We start from the raw sequence: 15,807 nt of genomic DNA, 5'->3' as shown, positions 1-15,807 counted from the left end.
GACGGCGCCCTTTTATTTTTTTCTCTTCCAAATCGCTAAAACGCCATTCACAGCCTGCCAACGCCTAATATCTGAAACATAAATAGCATAAAGCAATATGTTTAAAGAGTTCATAAACCAACTATTGGGACTTGAGCGGGAGCCTATGCCCAATCGTCAGGAAACTGTTACCGCACCTGATGTCATCGAAAAAGCAATATCATCCGAACCTATCCCTGAAAAATACCAAAGAGACATAGAAGCGCTCCGACAGAAATATGGAGACGCTTTTAAAACCGGTCTCTGCATCAATCTGACCCTACAAGAGGCTTTATCAATCATACATAGAGAAAGAAAACGGATTGACGCCTATTCCGGCCTTGTCTCTTATCTGAAAAGGGAATTGGGCATAACATTAACAATCACATCACAGAAAACTAAACCTAAATCATTATGAAAAACTATTTTATAGCAAACGGAGAGGTGCTCAATACAAACATGAGCATTGAAGAAATGGAATCACGGGTACAGGAATCATTGGACGAATACACCTCTGGAATGGCACAGTTCAGAATAAAGGAAATCAGCGAGAAGGAGGTCAGAATGTTCTTTGTCAGGGACTTCAACTATGATCCCGACAAACCGATTATCTACGATTCGGACATGGCCTTGATAACCGGGGTGGGAATAGGAGCATTCCAACTTCAAGCTGTCGGTGGATATCCGATGATACATCCGCTAAAATTTGCCGGGAAGAATTTCTATTCCGATATCACGAGCTTCATCAGGTTCTATAAATTCCAGCTGTTTGAAGAGACGGGGCAGACAGTGGAGCATATAGGCCTGAGATGCTATTCGGATCGTATCTTAATGCAGATAATATTCTGATGCACCGGAGAGAAATTGAGAAATATTCCGAAGATGGCAAATGTTATGGCTAATCAATGGGGAAGTTATGCTCTCGCCGGATAAGAATGTAATAATTAACAAATAAAAAATTAATGTATGAACAAGAATATTCCCAATAATAGGCAAATAATAGATAAGAAAATATTTGTAGCCGGCAAGGTGTATGACCTTCTGGCAATGGACAAGGATACGGTTGAAGCATCGGTACAGGCAGATCTGGACAGTTACGCAGGCAAGGATAAAGTCAGGTTCGAGCTGTACACAATCGGTAATGCGGTGGCGATGTTCTTCCACCGGGGATTTGACTATACCCCCTACAATGCTGACCCGACAAAAGATATAATGGACGCGGACGCATTCATGATGACCGCCCATGGATATAACGGCTTTTGGATGCCCAGCCCTTTTCCTATGATTCCGGGCTGCATATATCCCTATCATATAAGACAAACCGATTTTCTGGACGCATACCGGAGGAGTGCCAAGATTCTAGGGGCAAGCAGGATTAAGAACGCTTCTCTGGACATTAGCCCGGTATCTGCCATATTGAGAGTACAGGTCTGATAAAGTGGACATATGGAATGAAGTAAATTCCGGACTATAGTGTGTATTGAAAACCGTTGTGTGGGGAGCATGACGGTTTTCTTAATCCTTTTAACAGCAGTAATCATAAGAATATCTGCTGTGGAAATGCCTTGGATGATACACTATAGTCCTATTACCAAGTTAAATTGTAATTATAATATACTTTATATAATGGCACAATATTTTAGAATAGCGACAAAGGACTTCTGTAATACACTAAAGGCAGAATCTTTCACTGGAGATACTACAATGTGTCCTACAAGAAGCCAAATCGAGTCAGCTGGTTTGTATATAAAAAAGGGTTATGCCTATGCGACCGACCAGCTTGTTCCCGAAGACCATATCGAGCGTCTTGACTGGGAATATACTTTCTCTGTAACTCCTACGACAGCAACTATATCCGCGGCGGGAGGTTCACAGAAATTCACAGTGACTTCATACAAGAGACAGTTCAGTTACAGTAATGCAGGTAATCGTGTCTATGTAGAGGGGTCACAAACTAATGTAGCTTATACTTCTAGTAATTCTGGTTCTGGAACATGGACCGCCGCGAGTGATACTATTAGCTACGGAGCTAATACTGGAACAACTAATCCGAGTGGTACTATTACATGGACTCAATCAGAATCTTTTGGTTCAGATCCTAAAAAGACGCTTACAGTAACTCATTATCAAGATGCGGACTCTATCAGTAGCTATAATAATCCGGTTGTAGATGCTTTCTCTTATCCTGTTATTCCGGCCGCCGGGGGAACTGTGTCGCCAAGTTATACATATCATCAGGTTGTCCATTGGGTATCGGGAAGAACTACGACACTTACATCCGGCGGAACTTTATCTTTTAATAGAATTTCGGGAACTGCGGAAATTGATTCGTCTTCCGGTAGTGCTAAAATCGGTTCAAAAGGTACTGCACAATCCAGTCGGACTACTGTAGCTACTGTAACTTTGACTGTCTCTATGAATGGTAAATCAATAACCTCCGGGAACACCAATGTTGAACAGGCTGCGAACTCTTATTCGGATTCCTGGGAAGACTGGACTATTGATGTATCAGCTGATCCTGTAAGAATAGGTGCAACAGGTGGTACATCCTTATTATCGGGAACAGCGGAAAGAAAAGGTATCAGAGAATGGGATTCAGGCAGTAAGGAAGATATTGATGACTCCGCAACACCTATTTTCAGTATACCCGCACATAGTAATGGTTGGTCGTTATCGGAAAACATACTGACAGCGGTAGAGAATACAGGCGGGGAAAGAAGCGTTGTCGTTACCGCATCCAATGAAGAAAGCTGGGATGAAGTTGAAGTATACCAGGAAGCGGGAATAATAACATGGGAATATGTATTCTCCATAGATACTGATTCCATGTCTGTTCCGGCAGCGGGTGGAAAACAGCGGGTGAATGTATCTTCCCTGAAAAAGAAAATCATCAACGGAAAAGAATCGGGAGCAACGGAAGAGGTCGGATTTTCCGTAGAATGGCATTCGGGAGATAATTTCAATTCCATAGACAGAAGTGGAATGCCTGAATATGTAGAAATCAATGTCGGAAAAAATACCGGGAATGAAAGAACGGAATACGATATGTTCACCCAGGAAGAATCAGGAAACACTATCCTTTTCACATGCAGTCAGGAAAGGGGACTGACAGGATTTATCGTTTGTGGAAGCAACGGATATATTGAGAGAATAGAAATCTGATTTTACTTATTTTAAGTTTTTGACTTGTGAAATATAACATTAGAATTGGTATTTTTGCATTAAAAATGTAGAAATTAAAAGTAAAATCATGAAAATCAGATTATTTTGTATCGTATTGGGGCTTTGTGTGTTTGCATCCTGTGAGAAGGATGAACCTGTTATTCCGGAAGAACCGCTTGTTCCACCAACAGAACAACCCGAAGAACCGCAGGAACCTGGAACTCCTGTAGAACCGGAGAATCCACAAGAACCACAAAAGCCAATATCAACAGACGGGATAATTAAATGGAATAATGAATTTATAATTGTAGGAGATAATAATATGGCACTTATAGGAAGTGGAATATGGAATGCTGTAGCACATGGGAATGGGAGGTATGTAGCAGTGGGAAATAGTAGTTTAAGTAGTTGGGCAGATGGATATTATACAACCTCTGTCGATGGCATGAATTGGGATGCACCTAAAGTATTACCTGATATATCCGGGTATAATAATGGAAATGGCGTAGTTTTTGGAAATGGCAAATTCATAACCTCAAGCAGAGGTGGTGTCCATGTCTCCTCTGATGGGACGAATTGGACTCCGGTATGTGTTGAGACTCCCCTCACTTCAGCCCCTACATGGGGTAGGATTGTCTTCTTGAATGGAAGTTTTTACCTTTTGGACGGTCAATCCGGAGGCGGATATTGTGGAAAGTCTGATAATGGAGAAAACTGGAATGTCTTTGAAACGGAAAGTTTTAATACCGGAATAGCTCATGGAAATGGAAAGTATGTAAAAGTCCGGAATAGAAATACCGCCAACAATCCATCATATTCGGATATATCTTATGATGGAGTAAATTGGAGTAATGGCGGAATTATCAATGATGCGATGAAAGTTACCGACATTGCTTTTGGTAATGGGAAATTCGTGGCAGTAAGTGATAATGGGAAAATCGCCTCTTCTACTGACGGAGTGAATTGGAGTACAACAGGAGGTTATTCACTCTATGACGTCACTTATGAGAATGAAAAGTTTGTGGCGGTAGGAAGCAGTGGAAGTATTGCTTATTCTACTGACGGAGTCAATTGGAATTTGGCAACAAAAGTAACAGGCGCCACTTTGTATGGCATTTGTCCTGTTCAATAGACTTTCAGTACTTTATCAAACATCTTTAAATTAGCCGGACTAAGTTCCGGCTTTTTTATTATCCTATATAAACCGGAAAGTTCTGAGAACGGCGAATAACAAATAATAGAACCGGGATATATAAAAAACAACTATTAATGGCCTTCTGAATCTGAATACGCTTTTTTCAGAACTGTTATACAATTCTAAGATAAAAGTCCCAACGAAACAGTTAGTATAATTCATAAACAAAATTACTATGAATCCGGTAGTAGATTCTTTGAGTTATTCTGCTATTCAGCCGCCGGAGATAATTCGTCGCCTAGTTACTCTTACGAACAAACTGTATATTGACATCCGGAAAAACAACGACGTTAACATCCGGCGGAACTCCATCATTTAACAGAACTTCAGGAACAGCAACCGTAAATGCTTCATCCGGTTTAGCTAATACAGGATCTAAGGGTACAACTGCATCGAGTCAAACTACCGTAGCTGTTGTTTCATTAACCGTTACAATGAATGGTAAATCTAGTTCAGCATCTAGCGCTAATGTTAGTCAGGCTGTGAACTCTTATTCAGATGGTAGTTACGGTTCATGGGGAACTCCTTCTATATCTGCCAATCCTACAACAGTTGCCGGTGCCGGTGGAATATCTACAATATCTTATAGATCCTTTATATCCAGATCTTACGTCAGAACCTGATCTTCTGGAAGTACTCAGCATTTATTACAATCATCAAGTGGTTCTATTTATATATTCTAATCCAGAAGGATTTTTATTGTCTGGTTCTACACTTACTGCTTCGGCCAATAACTCCCGCTCCGTAATACCGTATTTTTGTTTCCAAAGATAGAATCTGCTATGGCTATAACCTTCATTCTCACAAAAATCAGCAATGGACAAACCACTCTGCTGCTGACGGAAAAGAATGGAGATAAATTTTTCTCTGCTCATCATATGTTTACGTCGCTGCATCATAGGATATTATTTTTTTTGCAGCAAAAGTAAGCAAGGAAAATGAAGAGTAGGAGATGTACTTACTTCAGGCGCTTACAATAAAAACCATTATGGATAAGAATATCATCGGGTTTAATGCCGGAAAAGTCTGGCAGGCCATGAATGGAACCGGGGAGAGGAGATTTCCATCCCCGAACTTGCCAGAAAGTTGAATCTGAGCGTTGAGAGCACCGCGCTTGCTGTCAGATGGCTGGCACGTGAGAACAAGATCTGCGTACAGCGCAAGAATGGGTTGATAGGTATCTCGGGCGAGGATCATTCGTTCTGTTCGTACCGGTCGGATGCATGACTCATACCGGACAAGAGCAAAAAAACAAAACTTAAACTGGCGAGTGCTTGCTGGTAATCCTTGTGAGAGCCTGTGGCTTACTGTTAATGAAAAGACGATAGGAATCCGCTGACTTCTACCGTCTTTCTGATTTAACAAATACCGGTGATTTTCACAAAGAACCGGTATGCAATTTATTTGAAACAATATGACTTTCATCATATATGCAGTATAAACAACAGCAAGCACATTTTGTTTCCACCGGTGGAAACAAAAAATAGAAATAAACTTTTTCAGTCATTATGTAATTAACATTATGATTGTATCTCTCATTTTTTCGCAAAAGAAAAGTGTGTGAACAAAGATGTATTTACTTAACTATTTAAAAAGACCCATGCACAGGATGTTCTGTACATGGGTAAAATGTTTTTAACTACGTTTGATAATGATAGGCTTGTGATTCTTATCATGGTAAGGCATACCGTAACGATTGGATTTCACTCTGCTGTTCATTAGGGAATCAATGGGGGTGTTCAGAGGTCTTACACCTGCAGGCAGCTCTTTGTTGGAGAAAGTTTGGAAATAACCTACACAAGCGTCTCTCCACCATTCGGCATCATTCTTCTGAATATTCAGCTTTTCGGATACCTCATTAAATATGCTTTCACTGACATAGGGCTTGAGCTTTGCCCATGTTTTTTGGTATCCCTCAACTTGCGAGATACCTTTGTCATAATGCAGGCATATCTCGTCCCAAAGTTCTCTACCTGAAGAAAGTTTATAGTTCCATGGAAGATGGTGGAACCAAAGAAGAAGATTTTCAGGACAGGTTTCCAGTGAATTGAATTGTGAAGCCAGCGGTTCATGGTATTGGTCTACATTAGCAGAACCGTTGCGTGTGCGGTCAAATCCCACTCCGTCTTTGTCTGCTTTATGATAGAATATAGGCGACCAGTCGGGACGTCTTATACTATTTTCCCATGGTCCCGGCCCATAATGCGAACCGCCAAATATATGATGGAATCCAAGTGGCATCATGTAATTTACGGCTGTCTCGCGGGAGCTCATCATTACATCTTTGACAGGGTCAAGAAACTTTTCTTCATAAGTTTCGGTGGTCATATTCTTGGGTTTGATGAATGTCTGACGTACCCATTCATCTGCAATCTGTTCGGCACTCAACGTGGGATCCCAGGCAAGACGACCGAAAGCATACCAGTTGGACTGAGCGAAGATGTAGCCGCAAAAATTAGGATCCTGACCGGTATTTGCTACACCTGCGATCGCTTTTACCATTTTGGCTACTGTAGAACCTTTTCCGTCCCTATACGTATCACTGTCTAGACATTCTTCATAAGTAGTGCCATGATAGACAAGATGATTGGAGAAGCCAAGATATTCTTGGGTGATTTGAAACTCCATCATCATAGGAGTTTTGTACAACTGTCCGAATAGAGGGCTGAAGGGTTCGCGTGGCTGGAAATCAATAGGACCGTTCTTGATCTGGATTATTACATTGTCTGCAAATAATCCGTCAAGGGATTTGAATTCTTCTACGGCCTGATTGGCCCTGTCGCTACTGGTAGGACTATAGACAAAAGCTCTCCACATGATGATTCCACCATAAGGAGCTACTGCTTCGGCAAGCATGTTTGCGCCATCGGCATGGGTGCGGCCATAATCTTGCGGACCAGCCTGTCCTTCGGAGTTGGCTTTCACGAGAAAACCGCCGAAATCGGGAATGGCTGTGTAAATTTCTGCCGCTTTGTCTTTCCACCACTGACGGACTTTAGGGTCGAGAGGATCCCCGGATTTTAGTCCGCCGAGAGTGATAGGACTTGTCCATTTTATCGAGAGATAGGTCGTTATGCCATACTCTCTGAGTATGGTGGCAATTTGGGCTACTCTTTCGATATGCTCTTTGTCGAGGATGAGGGGATTGGCATTGACATTATTGAGCACAGCCCCATTTAATCCTACGGAAGAGCAGAGCTCACCATAGTGGCGGATTCTCTCTACCGGAATCTCGTTTGCTGTCCATTCCCACATGGATAATCCGGCATACCCCCTTTCTACAGTGTCGTCAAGATTATCCCAGTGGTTGAGAATACGGTACTCATAATAGGGCTTCTCGTGAATATCCAGGCCGGGGGCCGCTTTACCGAGGACTTCCGCCCTTTGGAGGGCATACACTCCGTAACGGATGGCAGCTTGCGAGCCACCGTTGACATAGCGTTTACCGTCGGTGTCATAAATATGGTATTCTTCTTTGGCAAGGCTACTGTCGATTTTGGTTACGACGGAGTTGAGCACGTCTTCGTAGCTGCGTCCGTTTGCGAGCCAAAGCATGGTTCCATCCTGGTCTGCGGGTTCGGGAGTATAACATGCCGAAAATGTCAGAATGGAAAAAAGGATAATAGTAAGTGTTTTAATGTCTCTCATATAGGTATTTATTTAATTAGTTTAGAGGAGGGAGCCCCGAGGTATGCTGGTCTTAGACCACCGAAGTCTATAAGAATTTTCTCCATAACGATACCCGGATCTACAAATCTGAAACGAAGGATGTGTCTGCCGGCTTTCCCGAAATCGACTTTCGTATTTGTCTTGATAATGCTGGCGGCCTGCCATGGTCCGAGCCTTCCGTCATAATGGCCGTTGAAATTAATGATCTGTTCCTGACTGCCGTCTACACTAATAGCAAAACATAGTCCCTTGTTTGCATTGAAGTTGAGGGTAGGGGCAAGCAAAATACTTAGTTTTGCCGTACCCGAAGATACGGTCTTGAGTTCGTACTCTACATAAGCATTGTCCGGAGTTGCGGAAGCGGGTAAAGTGGTGACGGCACATTCTGTCTTGCCGAGGTCGGGGATGACGGTGGCTTTGTGATTGGTTTTGAAATTTCCGGCCTCTATAGAAATATATCCGTCGGCTTCCTTATGGCAAAGGTAAGCTGTGCCTTCGGATTTTCTCACTTTAGGCATAATTTGTGTTTCCGGTTGTTGCCAATAGGTGTACCCGATATGTACCTGATCCATCATATGATCCCATTTCCCGTTTGCAATCTCATGATGATAATGGGAGCATAGTAAGGAATCTCTCTTATACAATTCCTCGATGCGCTTCGCCCAACGGTTGATTTCGGCCGGGGATTCAGCTTTAGCGTTCATGGCTACGGAGTAGTACATCTCGTAGACATTCTGCATAGCCTGAATAGGGAACAGGACGAGTTCTTCGTAAGCATCGTACCAACGGGGATCAAGCTCCTGATAGACTCTCAAGGCACGAAGCTCCAAGTTGTTCCACTCCCTGACGACAGTAGGCCACTCGTCATAGTTGAACTGATATGTTTTTGCATTCAGAAGTTCGGGAGTGACTCTACGTGCATATTTACTGTAGAGCTTGATGATGTCCGCTATTTCTTCGGCATGTTCCTCGCCGAACTGCTGTGCTGCAAAGGCTATGGTATGGTCGAATATATTCGTAGGAGTGAATGCTTCAGGCCGCCAAGCCATATCAAGGAAAAACTGGATAGGGTATTCCATAGGCTTCAAATCACCTACATTTACAATCCAAAGCTTCTTGACGCCGTATTCATAGCAAAGGTTCATTTGTTCCCATACGCGCTCTACCTGGTTGCAGTTCAGCCATTTGTAGTTTCTGGGGCCACCTACATAGTCAAAGTGGTAATACATACCATAGCCACCTTTACGGGGTTTATCTGTTAATGAAGGCAGTTTTCTTACATTGCCCCAATTGTCATCGCAAAGCAATAATGTGATGTCATCAGGGACACGCATCCCCTTGTCGTAATACTCTTGTACTTCTTTATATAGTGCCCATACTTGAGGAGTTGCGGAAATCTTCTTGCCTGTAACTTTAGTTATGATTTTACGTTGGTCTTTGACAATATTCTGTAATAGATCAATATTGGCATCTTTGCTCATCGGCATATCGCCATCTCCGCGCATACCTATGGTAATTACAGACTCCCAATCTTTACAACGTTCCATTCCTTTTGTCCAGAAATCCCGGAGTACGGTGGCATTTTGGGTATAATCCCAGGCGCCTGTTCCGCGACGCTTCCAGTCTTGTTGAGCTAATCCCATAGGTTCGTGGTGGGAAGTTCCCATTACGATTCCCATTTCGTCTGCCAGTACTCCGTTTTGTGCATCATCGTCGTAGAAGGCGCTGTTCCACATGGCAGGCCACATGAAGTTTCCTCTCAGGCGGAGTATGAGTTCAAATACTTTTTCATAGAACCGGCTATTGAAACCGCCGAATGCCTTTTGTGCCCAGTTGCCTAATGACGGCCATTCATCATTCAGGAAAATACCCCGATATTCTATGGCAGGTTCTCCGTCTGTATAGCTACCCGGAAGAATTGAGATATTGTCGCTGTGTTTTACGGGAACGTCTGCCCAATAGTACCAGGGGGATACACCTATTTGAGAAGACAGCTCATAGATACCATAGATAGTGCCTCGCTTGTCGCTGCCTGCAATTACTACAGCTTCTTCCACTCCTTCAAATGGTTGTTTGATTGTGCATAGGATATACTTTTCATGCTTCCCTTTTAATTCATCGGCCGGGATTTTTCCCGATGACATCAGTTGCTTTATCCAGCTACTACGGTCAATTGAACCGATAATCAATAGCTGCTTGTCAGTTATGGAGTTTGTTATTTTTGGGGTTACACCGGTTACAGCGTGTGCATCTGTTTGCAGATTAGTAATGGCGCGAAGCACTCCTTTATGTTCCTCGCTATCTATCAGTATCGGATAAGATTTCTCTTTTTGTATCCATTTGAAACCGACAGCATCATTGGCTATGAAACGTTCTGCAGCTTTTACAGGTAGCTCCCAACAGATACTTGCTAAAAATAGAATAATACAAAAACTACTATTTCTCATAATATGAATATTTTACAAAAAAACCGCTTGCAGATACCTTGGGACATCTACAAACGGTTCTGATGAATACCTATTGCTAACTTACCCTAAATAAGACAATTTATCTATATTCGGGATTTTGATAGTTCTTCTTTTCGTCAGCACTCATTTCCATACCGTCAAGTTGTCCTTGCGGGATCGGGCGCAGATAATGTCCGGGTTTGATGGTACGAGTGTAAGTCTTGATTTCGCGATCTCCTTTCTCCGTTCCGCAAATCTGATATTCGTCGGCATATTCGTTCCATTTTTGTGTACGAACAAGATCGAACCAACGATAACCTTCACCGAAGTATTCACGTGAACGTTCATCTAGGATGAAATTGATGTCAATTGTTGCCGGAGTTTCAGCTGTTAATTGAGAACCATAGTCCTCGTCCATTTCTTTGTTTTCTGCATTACTGAATGTCCATTTTCCAGCACGATCGCGTAAAACATTAACTAATTCACGCGCATTCTTATCAGGCTTAGTTGTTGCACCTTTTACTGCCGCTTCTGCTGCAATAAGGTAAAGCTCGGAGAACTTGGCAATATTGTATGGACGTGTACTACCTGCATTTGGTATACCTGGCCCGTCGCCGTTATCTGTACGATAGGGACCGAGTTTCCAAAGACCTGGATATACGCGGCGGCTGATTGCACTGGGTCCCATTACATAATAACTGTATCCTACTATAACTCCTGCTCCAGTGTTGCTCTTTCCTGCAAACCTTGTAGTTTTGTCTTCGCCTTCGTACGTTGGGTCATAAGCGGGAGGATATTGTATGCTAGGATCATCTTCAGAGAGGAACTTTAATAACGGTTCTCCTTCAGTTACTTCCATGTCATTAGCTCCTATAACAGTTGTCCAATCTTTTCCATTTGTAGACCAGTTACCGCGGTAAACAGTTGTAAATGTTCCGTCGTAGCGGGAATCTTTGGCTTTATCCTTAAACGTTTTTGTGAATACACCATGAGGAGGAGCCATACGAGTCCATGGGCGGCCATAGGCTTGTTCTGCGACACGAATTACGGGTGAAATAGTATTACCATCTTTGTCTTTAGCTTGGATGTCTGTGTAGTTCCAATTCATCATCCAACCTGCAAAATTATTAGGAGCACCCCCTGAATTATTATCACTAAATATGCTACCACCATTGTAATACTCATCTTCTTGAGTATGATCGGCATACAGCAAAATTTCTTTGTTACGATCGTATGGGCCGGCGTTAACTTGGTAGAAACTTTCCATCAAACCATATGGGCCAGGATTGTCAATAGCTTCAGTTGCAATATCATAAGCTTGCTGATAATACCATGCTGCATCGTGTCCGTCAGGGTCTGTACGTTCACATTCCGGATATGTTGGAATATCATTGGGGTTTTCCAACCACCAACCGTACGTCAAGTATGCTTTAGACAAGTACAAGCGCGCTACGGTTTTAGTTACTCCACCTGTTACACGAGGATTGTCCGGTAAATCGGCAACAGCCGTTTTCAAATCAGGGAAAATAGCTTTGGTATATACTTCGGGAACTGTGTTGCGCATTGATGTACGGGAAGTGGAAGTGTTGAACTTCAATTCGCCTGCACCTAGATCCAGAGGGACGCCACCGAATGTTTGCACTAACATGAAATAGTCCATACCGCGGAAGAAATGTGCTTCGGCAAGCAAAGGTGCTGAAACGCCTACAGCTGTTCCATTCTCGATTATGCCGTTAGCGGTATTGATATTTGGGAAAGTACTTCCCCACAGGGCATCTGAACGGCTACTACTTGCAGTCAGACTTCCCACCCCAGACAGGTCTGCGTCTTTGAAGTTACCGTCGGCCGATTGTCCCCAAGTAGCTTCGTCCGTACCTGTCAGGCAAGCGTTGTAATAATAAGCCTGTCCGTAGAGATTACGCAAATTCGAATACATGGCGGTTATACCACCTTCTACACCTCGTTCTGTTTGGAAGAAAGTAGGTTCATAAATACTACGTGGCTGTTCGTCTAGAATATCCGAGCAAGAAGTTGCAAAGATCAGTGCCAGTGCCGTAGTTCCTAGAACTCTTATATTTGTTAATATTGGTTTCATAGTTTTTCAAAGCTTAATTAGAATGTCAAGTTAATGCCGAATAAATAATTACGTGTGGAAGGAGAATTTGTTCCTACTGTCAAGAAACGTCTTTGGAAGGCGGCCGTAGCTGAATTTTCATTTCCATAAGAGTTGGTTTCCGGATCTAGACCTGTTTCCTTGTGGAAAGGAGAACAGATAACGAACGGATTCTGTATTGTCACGTAAGCGCGCAAACTTTGGATACCGAAGTCCTTTAACCATTTATGATGATCGAATTTATAACCTAAAGAGATGTTGCGGACTTTCCAGTAGGAGCCGTCGAAGAAACCTAATGTACTACCGTATTTAGGATTATCACCACTCTGAATGCCGCCCGGTTTCGGATATTTGGCATCGGTGTTTTCTTCGGTCCAATAGTCTACATCTACGTTACCACGACGACCTGTCAGCATGTTCAGATAACCGCCGGCGTGATGTAATGTACTAATCAGTTTGCCGCCGTATCTGAATGCTGTGATAACATTCAAATCGAAGCCTTTATAAGCAACGCGCGTACTGAAACCACCTGTGAATTTAGGCTCTAAACTGATGATTTGGCGGTCGTCAGGACCAATCTGGCGTACAGGCGTACCGTCTTCATTGTATTCACCGGTATATTTCACTTTAATCATACCAACGTTTCCACCCGGTTCCAAGATATCAAGATAAGGATCGCCTTCTTGCCATAAGCCTATCTTTTCGTAATCATAGATTGCATCAATAGGATGACCCACAAACCAGCTATTGCCTTCATCGCGGTCGGCTCCCGAAGCAAGTTCGGTCAGTTTGTTGCGGTTAGCGGCGAGGTTGATGCTGGCATCCCACGTCCAACCGTTATAGTTGTCGAGGATGGTTCCATTCAAGGTAAGTTCAAAACCTTTATTTTCAGTCTTTCCAACATTACCCATGTAGTTACTTACACCGGCTGTTGAAGGTAAGTTGACATTTTGGAGCAAATCAGATGTCTTCTGTGTGTAGTATTCTAATGTACCGGACAGACGACCGCCGAATAATGTGAAATCAAGACCGAAGTTCCAAGTTGAAGAGTACTCCCAACCTAATTCGTAGTTAGGCAATGCGGAAACATAATAACCTGTAGCATAGCCTGTAGGACCGAAGTTGTAAGGACGGGTAGACAATTTTCCCCAAGTAGAATACGGATCTACGGCCTGGTTGGAGGTTTGTCCGTAACCTACGCGTACTTTCAGGATATCCAGCCATTCGATGCCATCCATAAATGATTCCTGTCTGATATTCCAACCCGCGGATACGGCAGGATAAGTGTGCCACTGGTGGCCTTTGGCCAAGCGTGAAGATGCATCAGAACGTACAGTTGCCATAAACATGTAACGGTTGTCGTATGTATACATGACACGTCCCATATACGACATCAAACCGCTTTTCTGATAATTCCAATTGTCCGGATTGACGGTGATAGCACCTTCTGCACGACCTAAATTATAGTATTGCAAGTATCCTGCTGGAATGTCCAATGCTGCAATGTTAGATTTTGTGTAAACAGTTTCTTCAGCTGAGTACATACCTACCACATTCAGTTGATGCTTACCAAATGTACGGTCATAGGTTATCATATTTTCTATAGCCCAGTTGGTTGTTTCAGTGTGTGTCAAAGAGGCTGTAGAAGGAGCGTCGACTGTTGTACTGTTTACACCTTCACCTTGAAATGTTCCACCTTTAGTAGAGCGGTAATTCAAGCCTAAATTAACGCGGTACTTCAAACCTTTAATCCATGGGCATTGTACCTCGGCAAAAAGATTATTGTAAGTACCGAAACCTATCTGTTCGTTCAGCCACGTATCTTCAAGGCTTTCTACAACATCGCGTGTTATAACGAAATGTTCGTCCTGGCTGTTGAGTTTTACGGTTCTCTTCAGGCTTCCGTCTTCGTTGTACGGATTGGCAATCGGAGAAGTTGCCAGTGTGTTGTAAAGACCGATATTTTGACCTTTTGTTACATTATAATTAGTGTTTGTAGCTAATCCGAAACGGAAATATTTACCTACGCCTTGGTCGAATGAGCCGCGAACTGAATAGCGAGTGTAATTCTGGGTGGGAACTACGCCTTGATCCTTATAATAGGCGGCGCCAAAACTGTAGCTACCATTATTCGTGCCACCGGCTACATTTACATCATGACTAGTAACCATACCGGTACGGAACATCAAGTCCTGCCAGTCTGTGTTTACATCATCTGATTCATCTAATGAATTCTCGAATTTGCCTGCATATTTACGCATTTCAGCAAACTTCTTGCCGTCCATCATCGGATATTTGGAGAATACGGTCTTGGCGCCTACATAGCCATTATACGTAAACTTGGCAGGAGTACCTTGTGTACCTTTGTTTGTTGTGATTAAAATAACACCATTAGCACCGCGTGAACCGTAAATGGCTGTAGAAGAAGCATCCTTCAGAATATCCATACTTTTAATGTCACCGGGGTTGATATCAGACAAGTTTCCCATGAAAGGAATACCGTCCAATACAACTAACGGGTCGTTGGAAGCTGTCAGAGAACGGGTACCGCGGATACGAATCTGCATCGTAGCACCAGGTTGTGAGGATGTCTGTGCCATATCCACACCGGCTATACGATTTTGTAAAGCGTATGTGATATTCGTTGCCGGCATTTCGCGTAGTTTATCGCCACCTACTGATGCAATAGAACCTGTTACATCTGATTTTCGCGCTGTACCGTAACCGATAACAACCACTTCCTCCAATGCTTTGGAGTCTTCTTTTAATGTAATGTTGAGATTTGCATTTCCTTTAACGGCAATTTCTTGTGTTACATATCCGATATAAGAAATTACTAAAGTTGCGTTTTTCTGTACAGTCAACGAGAAGTTTCCGTCCAAATCGGTTATCATACCATTGGTTGTTCCTTTTTCTGTTACGTTGGCGCCAATAACCGGTTCACCGAAATTATCTTTCACAATACCCTTTACCATGATATTCTGAGCAATACTGCACAGAGGTATCAGGCAGAGTAACAATAATAGCCCCAAAGGCCTAAAATAATAAGTTGTGCATTTCATAAAAAAAAGTTTTAATTGAATTAAAATGTTAAATCAAAGTGTAGACTCATTAAGGTTCTTTTTATGTTTTCATATGCTATTATTTTGAATAGGTTAAACAATAAATGTTATTTTGTGCAAAGGAAATAATTAATACTAAAC

At 42.7% G+C, this 15,807-nt stretch carries 10 protein-coding genes and 1 pseudogene; 6 read left to right on the top strand and 5 right to left on the bottom strand.

The features are described 5' to 3' along the window. The first annotated feature begins 97 nt into the window (after positions 1-97). The 5 genes from NQ546_RS14870 to NQ546_RS14850 all read left to right on the top strand — a co-directional run bounded on the left by NQ546_RS14870 (position 98) and on the right by NQ546_RS14850 (position 4,312). Positions 98-436, top strand: coding sequence for a hypothetical protein (locus NQ546_RS14870; RefSeq protein WP_004290250.1), 339 nt, complete (start codon positions 98-100; stop codon positions 434-436). Further along, on the top strand, positions 433-867 hold the full coding sequence (locus NQ546_RS14865; protein WP_004290251.1) for a hypothetical protein: 435 nt from the start codon (positions 433-435) through the stop codon (positions 865-867). Before NQ546_RS14870 ends, NQ546_RS14865 begins: the two co-directional genes overlap by 4 nt. 117 nt (positions 868-984) lie before the next feature. Beyond that, positions 985-1,452 (top strand): hypothetical protein, encoded by a 468-nt coding sequence (locus NQ546_RS14860; RefSeq protein ID WP_004290252.1) that lies wholly within the window; start codon positions 985-987, stop codon positions 1,450-1,452. 69 nt (positions 1,453-1,521) lie between these two features. Beyond that, a complete protein-coding gene (locus NQ546_RS14855) occupies positions 1,522-3,180 on the top strand; it encodes a hypothetical protein (RefSeq protein ID WP_004290253.1) in 1,659 nt (552 codons plus the stop codon). 88 nt (positions 3,181-3,268) lie between these two features. Beyond that, on the top strand, positions 3,269-4,312 hold the full coding sequence (locus NQ546_RS14850; protein WP_004290254.1) for a sialidase family protein: 1,044 nt from the start codon (positions 3,269-3,271) through the stop codon (positions 4,310-4,312). A gap of 719 nt (positions 4,313-5,031) precedes the next feature. Here the strand turns inward: NQ546_RS14850 and tnpA are convergent. After that, a complete protein-coding gene (tnpA, locus tag NQ546_RS14845; protein WP_004290257.1) occupies positions 5,032-5,274 on the bottom strand; it encodes an IS66 family insertion sequence element accessory protein TnpA in 243 nt (80 codons plus the stop codon). Between the two features lie 89 nt (positions 5,275-5,363). On the opposite strand from tnpA, the pseudogene NQ546_RS14840 reads away from it, so the two are divergent. Next, positions 5,364-5,602: pseudogene (locus NQ546_RS14840) on the top strand (winged helix-turn-helix domain-containing protein). 408 nt (positions 5,603-6,010) lie between these two features. Here the strand turns inward: NQ546_RS14840 and NQ546_RS14835 are convergent. From NQ546_RS14835 to NQ546_RS14820, 4 genes are all read right to left on the bottom strand, one after another. Next, positions 6,011-8,023 (bottom strand): alpha-glucuronidase, encoded by a 2,013-nt coding sequence (locus tag NQ546_RS14835; RefSeq protein WP_115615927.1) that lies wholly within the window; start codon positions 8,021-8,023, stop codon positions 6,011-6,013. A gap of 8 nt (positions 8,024-8,031) precedes the next feature. Next, positions 8,032-10,491 carry a glycosyl hydrolase 115 family protein gene (locus NQ546_RS14830; RefSeq protein WP_115615926.1) on the bottom strand — a complete coding sequence of 820 codons (2,460 nt, stop codon included), beginning with the start codon at positions 10,489-10,491 and terminating at the stop codon, positions 8,032-8,034. A gap of 100 nt (positions 10,492-10,591) precedes the next feature. Continuing rightward, positions 10,592-12,586, bottom strand: a complete 1,995-nt coding sequence (locus NQ546_RS14825; RefSeq protein ID WP_004290264.1) for a RagB/SusD family nutrient uptake outer membrane protein — start codon at positions 12,584-12,586, stop codon at positions 10,592-10,594. Between the two features lie 17 nt (positions 12,587-12,603). Then, positions 12,604-15,666, bottom strand: a complete 3,063-nt coding sequence (locus tag NQ546_RS14820) for a SusC/RagA family TonB-linked outer membrane protein (RefSeq protein WP_115615925.1) — start codon at positions 15,664-15,666, stop codon at positions 12,604-12,606. Positions 15,667-15,807: the final 141 nt, after the last annotated feature.

Origin of the sequence: Bacteroides eggerthii (genome assembly GCF_025146565.1) — a bacterium.
GTDB lineage: Bacteria > Bacteroidota > Bacteroidia > Bacteroidales > Bacteroidaceae > Bacteroides > Bacteroides eggerthii.
This window is presented reverse-complemented; position numbering and strand designations above follow the sequence as displayed.

What these genes read in the sequence shown, in the direction of transcription:
- NQ546_RS14870 (WP_004290250.1), top strand. Translation starts at nt 98, where the DNA reads ATGTTTAAAGAGTTCATAAACCAACTATTGGGACTTGAGCGGGAGCCT.
- NQ546_RS14865 (WP_004290251.1), top strand. Translation starts at nt 433, where the DNA reads ATGAAAAACTATTTTATAGCAAACGGAGAGGTGCTCAATACAAACATG.
- NQ546_RS14860 (WP_004290252.1), top strand. Translation starts at nt 985, where the DNA reads ATGAACAAGAATATTCCCAATAATAGGCAAATAATAGATAAGAAAATA.
- NQ546_RS14855 (WP_004290253.1), top strand. Translation starts at nt 1,522, where the DNA reads ATGACGGTTTTCTTAATCCTTTTAACAGCAGTAATCATAAGAATATCT.
- NQ546_RS14850 (WP_004290254.1), top strand. Translation starts at nt 3,269, where the DNA reads ATGAAAATCAGATTATTTTGTATCGTATTGGGGCTTTGTGTGTTTGCA.
- tnpA (WP_004290257.1), bottom strand. Translation starts at nt 5,274, where the DNA reads ATGATGCAGCGACGTAAACATATGATGAGCAGAGAAAAATTTATCTCC.
- NQ546_RS14835 (WP_115615927.1), bottom strand. Translation starts at nt 8,023, where the DNA reads ATGAGAGACATTAAAACACTTACTATTATCCTTTTTTCCATTCTGACA.
- NQ546_RS14830 (WP_115615926.1), bottom strand. Translation starts at nt 10,491, where the DNA reads ATGAGAAATAGTAGTTTTTGTATTATTCTATTTTTAGCAAGTATCTGT.
- NQ546_RS14825 (WP_004290264.1), bottom strand. Translation starts at nt 12,586, where the DNA reads ATGAAACCAATATTAACAAATATAAGAGTTCTAGGAACTACGGCACTG.
- NQ546_RS14820 (WP_115615925.1), bottom strand. Translation starts at nt 15,666, where the DNA reads ATGAAATGCACAACTTATTATTTTAGGCCTTTGGGGCTATTATTGTTA.